We start from the raw sequence: 9355 nt of genomic DNA on the forward strand, positions 1-9355 counted from the left end.
GGGCTGGTGGGCCGGGGTGCCCATCGTCGCCGGCAGCATGGTCGTCGTGCTGCCGCTGCTGGCCAGCGGCCTGGTGCCGCCGCGCGGAATCGCGATCATCCCGGTGGCGGGGATCCTCATCGGCGGGGCCATGACCGCCACCTCGCTGGCCGGCCGGCGGGCCCTGGATGAGCTGACCGGCCGCCGCGGTGAGGTGGAGGCGGCGCTCGCGCTGGGCCTGTTGCCCCGGGACGCGGTGCTGCTGGTGTGCCGTTCCGCGGCCGCGCAGGCGCTGATTCCCGCGCTGGACCAGACCCGCACGGTGGGCCTGGTGACCTTGCCGGGCGCCTTCGTCGGCGTGCTGCTCGGCGGGGCGAGCCCGGTCGCGGCCGGGGTGACCCAGCTGTTCGTGCTGGTCGGCCTGCTGGCGGTGGAGGCGGTCGCCGTGGTCGTCACCGTCGAGTTGGTGGCCCGCGGCTGGCTACGGGCACCTGGGGTCGGCGACGTCCGGTGAGCACCTCCGGCGCCACCGCCTCCCGCCGGGGCCGCCACGGCACCCGGCCCGGCGGCACCGGCGCCGGCGTACCCGTCGGCCTGAGCCGGGGCGGCCCGCTGGCGGCGAAACACCACCAGCGCACCCAGCGTGCCCGCGAGTGTCAGGGGGCGGCGAGGGCCACCGGTGCGCCGCCGGCGAGGCGGCTGCGTTCCGCCGCGAACGCCATCCGGTGGCTGTCCAGCGACTCGTGCGGCCCGGAACGCACCAGCGACCGGTCGCCGGTCGCCACCGCCGCCACGAAGGCCGCCATCAGCCCCATGTCACCGCCGCCGTGCCCGGAGCCGGCGTCCGCGCCGCCGGCCCGGGTGTCGGTGGTGACGGTGGCGCCGGTGACGAAGTCGGTGAGGGTGACCGTTTCGCCGTCGCCTTCCAGGTAGCCGTGGGTGCCCATGATGCGGGTGCGCCGGTGACCGCCGGGGGTGAAGGCGCTCATGGTCAGGGTGGCGGTCGCCCCCGCGGCAAAGGAGACGGTCACGCTCTGGTGGTCGACGGCGTCGTTGCCGCCGGCGTAGACGCACCGGCCGTACGGGCTGTCGCGTAGTGCCGCGGTCACGCCGGAGGCGGTCAGGTCGCGGGTCACCACCGACAGGGGCCACTCGCGCCGGTCCGGGTCGGCGAGGCAGTCGCGGTAGAAGCGGGCCGCCGAGTACGGGCAGCGCGACTCGACGGGGCAGTCCAGGCAACGGTCGGCGGCGCCGGCGGGCCGGTTGCCGGGGTGGAAGTGGTGCAGCGCGCCGGCGCTGCTGATCCGTACGGGGGTGTCGTCGACGACGTAGCGCAGCCAGTCCAGGTCGTGGCAGCACTTGGCGAGCAGGCTGCTGGACGAGGTGTCGGCCCGGCGCCAGTTGCCGCGGACGTACGAGTGCGCGAAGTGCCACCAGCCGACCGGTTCGAGGTGGTCGACGCCGACGATCCGGCCGACCGCTCCATTGTCGACGTACCGCTTCACCGCGTCGGTGTAGCGGGTGTAGCGCAGCACGTGGCAGACCGCGAGCAGCACGCCCGTACGGTCGGCCGCCGCGGTGACCGCCGCGCACTCGGCCTCGGTCGGCGCGATCGGCTTCTCCAGCAGGATGTGGTAGCCGAGTTCGGCGAGCCGGGCGGCCGGTTCGGCGTGCTCCCGGTCGGGGGTGGCGAGCACGACCGCGTCGGCCAGCCGGGGCCGGGCGGCCAGGGCCTGCCAGGAGTCGAACCGGCCGGATGCGGCCACGCCGTGGGCGTCGGCCAGCGCGGCCCGGTGGGCGGCCCGGGGTTCGGCCACGGCGACGATGCGGGCACGCTCGGGGTGGCGCAGCGCGTATCCGGCGTACGTACTGCCGCGGTTGCCGGCGCCGACGACGGCGAGGGAGACGGTCATCGGAGTCCTTCGCTATTACGGATCTGGATCGATCTGTCCAGGCGGTCACACGATCAGTGACGACGTGACCTCGGTACTTTTCGGCTCTAGTATCGGCCCGGACCGTAAGTTAATGTACTGCGAACCTGACTCCCCCGGAAGGATGCGAGATGCGTGTTCGGAAGAGCCTGTCGGCCGTGGCGGTGGCGCTCGTCGCCGCTCTCGCGGCGACGGGCTGCGGCGGTTCCGGCTCCGGTGACTCCAAGAAGACCGTAACAATGTGGATATACCCGGTGATCTTCGACGAGGCGAAGCACCGTGCCCACTGGGACGAGACCATCAAGGCGTTCCAGGCGGCGAACTCCGACATCGAGGTCAAGACCGAGATCTTCCCCTGGGCCAACCGGGACCAGGCACTCGCCACCGCGATCGCCGGCAACAAGGGGCCGGATGCCGTCTACCTCATCCCCGACCAACTGCCCAAGTACGCCCGCAACATCGAGCCGATCGACACCTACCTCGACGACACGGCCAAGAGCGACTACCACGAGAACGTGGTCACATCGGTCACCATCGACGGCAAGATGATGGGCGCCCCCATCCTCACCAGCGCCGCCACGCCGATCTGCAACAAGAAGGTCTTCGCCGCCGTCGGGCAGACGACCTACCCGACCAGCTGGAACGACCTGCTCACCATGGCCCCGACGTTCAAGGCCAAGGGCTACGACATGACCGCGTACGCCGGTGACGCCAAGCAGACCCTGAACCAGACCTTCTACCCGCTGCTCTGGCAGGCCGGCGGCGACGTGTTCAGCCCCGACGGCACGTCGGTCGCCTTCAACAGCGACGCCGGGAAGAAGGCGCTGACCTTCGCCAAGCAGCTCGTCGACGCCGGCTACGTCGACAAGACCCTGCTCACCACCGCCCCGCCGATCGAGCAGACCCGCATCGCGCAGAACAAGGTGGCCTGCGTCTGGCACGTGCCGCTGACTGAGATCGAGAAGTTCTGGGGCAAGGAGAACATCCAGGTCGTCCCGCACTTCACCGAGACGAGGCAGATCGGTTACGGCACCGTCGGCTCGCTGTCGATGCTGAAGTCCGCCAGGGACAAGGCGGCGGCCGGCAAGTGGATCGCCTTCGCCACCAACGCCGAGAACACCAAGAAGTACGACGTGGCCTCCAGCTTCTTCTCCCCGAGGAAGTCCACCGGCGCCCTCTACGTCGGCGACCCGGTCCTCGGTGAGCAGGAGAAGCACGTGGCCACCAGCACCGTCGGCCCGCTGCACGAGAAGGCCCGCGACGTGCAGGGCGTCCTCTCCCCGGAGATCCAGGCCGCCCTGCTCGGCAAGAAGTCCGTCGAGCAGGCGCTCGAGGACGCGGCGAAGGCCGCCGCCCCGCTGCTCGGCTGATCCTGGCGCGGCTCGCGGTGGGCACACCCGTCCACCGCGAGCCGGCGAGAAAGGTTGTCAGATGGTTGCACTACCGGCGACCCGCCGACGGCGCGTACGCCGGCCGTCCGCCCGCGAGGCCGGCACGGCCCTGCTGTTCGTCCTGCCGTTCCTGCTGCTCTTCGCCATCTTCCGGTTCGGGCCGGCGACCGCCGGCGTGGTCCTCGGCTTCACCGACTACACCATCGGCGGCGAGACCGGCTGGGTCGGGCTGGAGAACTTCCACCGCCTTGTCGACGACCCGACCTTCTGGTCGGCGCTGCGCGTGACGGTCGTCTTCACCGTGCTGTCCGTACCGCTGTCGATGCTGGCATCCCTCGGCATGGCCCTACTGACCCGGCGGGCCTTCCGCGGCGCGAAGCTGTTCCGGTCCGTCTTCTTCCTGCCGGTGGTGACCAGCCTGGTGCTCGCCGGCGTCATCTTCATCTGGGTCTTCTCCGACGGCGGCCCCTGGTCACGGGCGATGGGCGCGCTCGGCCTGCCGGCGCAGTCCTGGCTCGCCGACAGCGTGCTGGTGATCCCGGCGCTGGTGCTGGTCTCGGTCTGGTCCCGCTTCGGCTACGGCATGCTGATCCTGCTCGCCCGGTTGCAGGACGTACCCGCCGAGCTGGAGGAGGCCGCGCTGACCGATGGTGCGTCGGCCTGGCAGCGGTTCCGGTATGTCACCCTGCCGCAGCTGCGTCCTGCGCTGTTCTTCGTGGCCGTCATCGAGACCACCGTCGCGGTCCAGGTCTTCGACATGATCTACGTGATGACCGGCGGCGGTCCGGTACGCGCCAGCTACAGCCTGGTCTACCTCCTGTACGACCAGGGCTTCAAGTACTTCGACCTGGGCTACGCCAGCGCCATCGGGGTCGCCCTGTTCGTGATGACCATCGTCGTGGCGCTGATCCAGCGGCTGACCCTCGGGAGGGAAGAATGACCGACACCATCGCGCCCCCCGCCGTCGCCCCGGTCACCGAGCCGCCCCGGCGCAACCGGCGCTCCTACCGCGTCGGGCGCGGCAGCCGGGGCTGGATGATCACGCGCACAGCACTGCTGCTGGTCGGCGCCGTGCTCACCCTCTTCCCCTTCTACGCGATGGTGGTGCTGTCGTTCAAACCGACCGGCCCGGTCACCTTCCCGGACAGCCTGCTGCCGTGGCCGTTTTCCACCGAGGCGTACGACCAGGTGATCGGCGCCAAGAGCGTGCTGCGCTGGATGTGGAACACCGTCGTCTACTCGGTGGTGTCGGTGGTCGGCGTGCTGCTGTTCGCCTCGATGGCCGGCTACGCCTTCGCCAAGAAGCGGTTCCCGGGCAAGGAGGCGATGTTCTGGTCGTTCCTGGCCATGCTGATGGTGCCCTACCACGTCACGATGATCCCGACGTTCATCATCATCTCCGAGCTGGGCGGCGTGGACACCTACTGGGGCATGATCGTGCCGACCCTGGCCAACGCCCAGGCGGTGTTCCTGATGCGGCAGTTCATCGCCTCGCTGCCCGACTCCCTGTTCGAGGCCGCCCGCCTCGACGGCTGCTCCGAGTGGCGGGTCTACGTCTCGATCGTGCTGCCGCTGATCAAGCCCATCCTCGCCACCCTCGGGGTGTTCGTCTTCCTCTGGCACTGGAACGACTTCCTCTGGCCGCTCATCGTCGGGCAGAGCCTCGACATGCGTACCCTCACCACCGGAATCGCCTCCCTGCAACAGGAGAACGTCGCGCTGAACATGCTCCTCGCCGGCTCGGTGGTGGCGTTCGTGCCGATTTTCATGGCGTACCTGATCGGGCAGCGCCACTTCCAGGAGGGCGTCTCCACGACGGGCATCAAGGGGTGAGTGGGCCGGTCGTCGCGGTGGCCCTCACGCCGCCGGTACGCGAGCTGTTCTTCGACCCGGCCGACTGGGCGGCGCTGCGCCGGCTGGCGGAGGTGCGGCTCCCGCCGCCGGGCCACGATGTCGGCGACGAGGCCACACTGGCCCGGCTGCTCGCCGACGCCGACGTCGTGGTCACCGGCTGGGGTACCGCACCGCTGACCGGCGGGCTCCTCGCGGGCGCGCCCCGGCTGCGGCTGCTCGCGCACACCGGGGCCAGCGTGAAACCGTTCGTCACGCCGGAGAGCTTCGCCCGCGGCGTCCGCGTCACCCAGGCCGGCGAGGCCATGGCGTACGCGGTGGGGGAGCAGGCCCTCGCGCTCACTCTCGCCCTGCTGCACGGGCTGCACCGCTTCGACCACGCGTTGCGCACCGGCGTCGACTGGGCGCGCGCCAAGGCCGCGCCGCCCCGTCGGGAGCTGCGCGGCGCCACCGTCGGCGTGGTCGGCGCGTCCCGGACCGGCCGGGCGTACCTCGGGTTGGTCCGGGCGCTCGGTGCGCGGGTGCTCGTCACCGACCCGTACCTGGACGACGCCGGGGCGGCGGCCCTCGGCGTCGAGCGGGTGGCGCTGGACGAGCTGCTGTCCAGGTCCCTGGTGGTCTCCCTGCACGCACCGGTGCTGCCGGGGACCGTCGGGATGATCGGGGCCCGCGAGCTGGGCCTGCTGGCCGACGGCGCCCTGCTGGTCAACACCGCCCGCGCCGCCCTGGTGGACGAGGCCGCGTTGCTGGCCGCGCTGCGGGCCGGGCGGATCGACGCCGCGCTGGACGTCTTCCACGCCGAACCGCTGCCCGTCGACCACCCGCTGCGGGCGCTGCCGAACGTGCTGCTGACCCCGCACGAGTCGGCCGGGACGGTGCAGTCGCGCCGGCGGGCCGCCGGCATCGTGCTCGCCGAGATCGACCGGTTCGTGCGCGGCGATCCGCTGCGCCACGAGGTCCGCCCGGAGCAGCTGCCCACCACCGGCTGACCGCCGCTGACCTGGCCTGGCCCGACGGGAGGCCGGAGAAGTAGCCTCTGCGGTCATGCGGATCGCCATCGCCGGACTGGCCACCAGCCACCCCTACACCGACGCCCGGACCCTCGGTGCGGACGCCGAGCTGGTGGTCTGGGAGCCCGACCCGCAGCGCCTGGCGCGATTCCGGGCGGAGCAGCCGGACGCCGTCGTCGTGCCGGACCTGGCGGCGCTGCTCGCCACCGGCCCGGACGGGGTGGTGCTCACCGTCCCCACCGCGCAGGTGCCGGACGCCCTCGCCCAGGTGCTCGACCGGAAGCTGCCGTGCTTCGTCAACAAGCCGGCCGCGGCCACCGCCGGGCAGCTCGACCGGCTGGAGCGGGTGGTGGCGAAGGCACCGGAGCTGGTGCTGACCTCCTCGGTGCTGCGCTTCGCCCCCGACTTCGTCGCCTTCGACGTGCCGCGCGAGGAGGTGCTGGCCGTACGCGCCACGGTGCGCCACGACGTGGGCCTCTGGGCCACCGGCTACAACCCGTGGCAGGACGACCCGGCAGTCGGCGGCGGAACGCTGGTCATGATGGGCCTGCACGGCGTGGAGCTGCTGGTGGCGCTGCTCGGGCCGGCGGTACGCCTGGTCGGCGCCACGGCCACCGTGCGCCAGCACCACGGCCTGCGCTCCGAGGACACTGGGCTGCTCGCCGTCAGGTGGGACGACGGGGTACCCGGCTCGGTCGAGGTGCTCGGCGTCAGCGCGGGCGAGGCGTACGAGGTCACCGTGCACACCGCAGCGGGGGAGCGCCGGGTCGTGCTGAGTGGTGGGGCCGACGAGCTCGGCTACCGCGCCACGGTCGACGCGTTCCTCGGCATGGTGCGTGGCGCCCCGAGCCCGGTGCCGTGGGCGCAGACCCGCGCCGTGCTCGGCGTCCTCACCGCCGCCCGCGCCCTGACCTGACCCCGCAGCCCTCCCCGTGCCTCTTTGCGCCGTCGTGGCGCACGGCACACCTTGACGCCCCTCCGGACGGAAGTTACGGTCATGACCGTTAATCCGAGAGGGGTGTGGTGGCATGCGTACGGTGGCGGAACTGGAGGAGCGGCTCTCCCGCCCGCGGGACGTCCTGGTGGACGACCTGCGCAAGCTCGACGGCGACCTCCTGGTCCTCGGCGCAGGCGGCAAGCTCGGCCCGAGCCTGGTCCGGCTGGCGCTGCGCGGCGTCGCCGAGGCGGGCACCGGCGCCCGGGTCGTCGCGGTGTCCCGCTTCTCCGAGCCTGGGCTCGCCGACGCCCTGCGCGAGGAGGGCGCGGTGGTCGTCGAAGCGGACGTCACCGACGACGCCGCCCTCGCCGCGCTGCCCGACGCGGCCAACGTCGTCTTCCTGGTCGGCGCGAAGTTCGGCACCTCCGGTCGGGAGCACGCCACCTGGGCCACCAACGCCTACCTGCCCGGCCGGGTCGCACAACGCTTCGCCGGCTCGCGCATCGTCGCGCTGAGCACCGGCAACGTCTACCCCCTGGTCCCGGTCACCTCGGGCGGCTGCGTCGAGCAGACCCCGGTCCAGCCGGTCGGGGAGTACGCCATGTCGTGCCTGGGCCGCGAGCGCGTGCTCACCCACTTCTCCGTGCGCGACGACACCCCGATGGCGCTGATCCGGCTCAACTACGCGGTGGAGATGCGCTACGGCGTCCTGGTCGACCTCGCCTCCGCCGTCCTGGCCGGCCAGCCGGTCGACCTGACCATGGGGCACGCCAACATCGTCTGGCAGGGCTACGCCAACGAGGTCACCCTGCGCGCCCTGCACCACACCCGGACACCGCCGTTCGTGGTGAACCTGACCGGGCCGGAGCTGGTCTCCGTGCGCCAGGTCGCCACCGCGCTCGCCGCCCGACTCGGCCGCGAGCCGGTCTTCACCGGCACCGAGGCCCCGACCGCGCTGCTGTCCAACGCCCAGCTCTGCCACCGGCTCTTCGGCTACCCCGACGTGCCGGTCGCCGAGCTGATCGACCTGACGGCGGACTGGGTCGCCGACGGCCGCCCCCTGCTTGGCAAGCCGACCGGATTCCAGCGCCGCGACGGCAACTTCTAGGAGAGACCGTGTTGACCGCATCCAGCACCCGACAGACCACGGCCCTGGCCCGGTTCCAGCGGGGCTGCGTCATCCCCGCCCACCCCCTCGCACTGGACGCCGAGCGCAAGCTCGACGAGCGCCGGCAGCGGGCACTGACCCGCTACTACCTCGCCTCGGGGGCGGGCGGCATCGCCGTCGGCGTGCACACCACCCAGTTCGCCATCCACGACCCGAAGGTCGGGCTGCTCGCCCCGGTGCTGGAGCTGGCCGCCGAGACCGCCGCCGGCTCGGACGCCGTCCTCGTCGCCGGGGCCTGCGGCGACACCGCCCAGGCGGTCGCCGAGGCCGAGCTGGCCGCCTCGCTCGGCTACCACCTCGTGCTGCTGTCGCCGTACCCGCCGCTGGACGAGGACGCCCTGGTCGAGCGGGCCCGCGCGGTCGGCGAGGTGCTGCCGGTGATCGGCTTCTACCTGCAGCCGGCCGTCGGCGGGCGGGAGCTGTCCCGGGGCTTCTGGGCCCGGCTCGCCGCCCTGGAGTCCGTGGTCGGGATCAAGGTGGCGCCCTTCGACCGCTACCGCACACTGGACGTGCTGCACGGCGTCTGCGCCGCCGGGCGCAACGGCGACCTGGCCCTCTACACCGGCAACGACGACCACATCCTCGCCGACCTGGTCGCCCCGCACCGGGTCATCGTGGACGGTCGGCCGGTCGAGGTGGAGTTCGTCGGCGGGCTGCTCGGCCAGTGGGCGGTCTGGGCGCGTACCGCGGTGGACCTGCTCGACGAGGCCCGCCGGGCCCGGGCCGGGGACGACGCCGCGCTGCGCCGGCTGCTCACCCTCGACGGGCACCTCACCGACGCCAACGCCGCCATCTTCGACGCCGCGAACGGTTACCACGGCTGCATCCCCGGCATCCACGAGGTGCTGCGCCGCCAGGGCCTGCTCGCCGGCCGCTGGTGCCTCGACCCCGCCGAGGAACTCTCTTCCGGCCAGCTCGCCGAACTCGACCGCGTCCACGCCGCCTACCCGCACCTGCGCGACGACGCCTTCGTCGCCGAACATCTCAACACCTGGCTCTCCTAACCCCCACCCCACCCTCCCGACACTCCCGTTGATCATGAGGTTAGCGGCGGTTCCAGAGATCATCTTCGCCGCTAACCTCATGAT

General features: G+C 72.3%; 9 protein-coding genes. 8 read left to right on the forward strand and 1 reads right to left on the reverse strand.

Going from position 1 to position 9355, the window contains the following annotated elements:
* Positions 1-493, forward strand: a 493-nt coding sequence (locus C1I99_RS24785; RefSeq protein ID WP_146604045.1) for an ABC transporter permease, incomplete at its 5' end; no start/stop codon positions are given.
* Between the two features lie 142 nt (positions 494-635).
* Here C1I99_RS24785 and C1I99_RS24790 read toward each other — a convergent pair.
* Positions 636-1892 (reverse strand): Gfo/Idh/MocA family protein, encoded by a 1257-nt coding sequence (locus C1I99_RS24790; RefSeq protein ID WP_111136604.1) that lies wholly within the window; start codon positions 1890-1892, stop codon positions 636-638.
* Between the two features lie 149 nt (positions 1893-2041).
* On the opposite strand from C1I99_RS24790, the gene C1I99_RS24795 reads away from it, so the two are divergent.
* The 7 genes from C1I99_RS24795 (at position 2042) to C1I99_RS24825 (ending at position 9271) form a co-directional block, all read left to right on the forward strand.
* A complete protein-coding gene (locus tag C1I99_RS24795) occupies positions 2042-3280 on the forward strand; it encodes an ABC transporter substrate-binding protein (RefSeq protein ID WP_111136605.1) in 1239 nt (412 codons plus the stop codon).
* A 61-nt stretch (positions 3281-3341) separates the two neighbouring features.
* Complete coding sequence (locus C1I99_RS24800) at positions 3342-4241, forward strand: carbohydrate ABC transporter permease (protein WP_111136606.1); 900 nt, start codon at positions 3342-3344, stop codon at positions 4239-4241.
* Positions 4238-5134, forward strand: coding sequence for a carbohydrate ABC transporter permease (locus C1I99_RS24805; RefSeq protein ID WP_111136607.1), 897 nt, complete (start codon positions 4238-4240; stop codon positions 5132-5134). The genes C1I99_RS24800 and C1I99_RS24805 overlap by 4 nt, the downstream gene beginning before the upstream one ends.
* A complete protein-coding gene (locus C1I99_RS24810) occupies positions 5131-6141 on the forward strand; it encodes a hydroxyacid dehydrogenase (RefSeq protein WP_111136608.1) in 1011 nt (336 codons plus the stop codon). Before C1I99_RS24805 ends, C1I99_RS24810 begins: the two co-directional genes overlap by 4 nt.
* 55 nt (positions 6142-6196) lie before the next feature.
* Positions 6197-7078 carry a Gfo/Idh/MocA family protein gene (locus C1I99_RS24815; RefSeq protein WP_111136609.1) on the forward strand — a complete coding sequence of 294 codons (882 nt, stop codon included), beginning with the start codon at positions 6197-6199 and terminating at the stop codon, positions 7076-7078.
* A 112-nt stretch (positions 7079-7190) separates the two neighbouring features.
* Positions 7191-8207, forward strand: a complete 1017-nt coding sequence (locus C1I99_RS24820) for an NAD-dependent epimerase/dehydratase family protein (RefSeq protein ID WP_111136610.1) — start codon at positions 7191-7193, stop codon at positions 8205-8207.
* An 8-nt stretch (positions 8208-8215) separates the two neighbouring features.
* The gene (locus C1I99_RS24825) at positions 8216-9271 is read left to right on the forward strand and encodes a dihydrodipicolinate synthase family protein (RefSeq protein WP_199562379.1); all 1056 of its coding nucleotides are present in this window, start codon (positions 8216-8218) and stop codon (positions 9269-9271) included.
* The last annotated feature ends 84 nt before the right edge of the window (positions 9272-9355 follow it).

Source organism: Micromonospora deserti (genome assembly GCF_003236335.1).
GTDB classification, from domain to species: domain Bacteria; phylum Actinomycetota; class Actinomycetes; order Mycobacteriales; family Micromonosporaceae; genus Micromonospora; species Micromonospora deserti.

Excerpts from the sequence above, each read along its gene's own strand:
- C1I99_RS24805 (WP_111136607.1), top strand. The coding sequence starts at position 4,238 with ATGACCGACACCATCGCGCCCCCCGCCGTCGCCCCGGTCACCGAGCCG.
- C1I99_RS24815 (WP_111136609.1), top strand. The coding sequence starts at position 6,197 with ATGCGGATCGCCATCGCCGGACTGGCCACCAGCCACCCCTACACCGAC.
- C1I99_RS24820 (WP_111136610.1), top strand. The coding sequence starts at position 7,191 with ATGCGTACGGTGGCGGAACTGGAGGAGCGGCTCTCCCGCCCGCGGGAC.
- C1I99_RS24800 (WP_111136606.1), top strand. The coding sequence starts at position 3,342 with ATGGTTGCACTACCGGCGACCCGCCGACGGCGCGTACGCCGGCCGTCC.
- C1I99_RS24795 (WP_111136605.1), top strand. The coding sequence starts at position 2,042 with ATGCGTGTTCGGAAGAGCCTGTCGGCCGTGGCGGTGGCGCTCGTCGCC.
- C1I99_RS24790 (WP_111136604.1), bottom strand. The coding sequence starts at position 1,892 with ATGACCGTCTCCCTCGCCGTCGTCGGCGCCGGCAACCGCGGCAGTACG.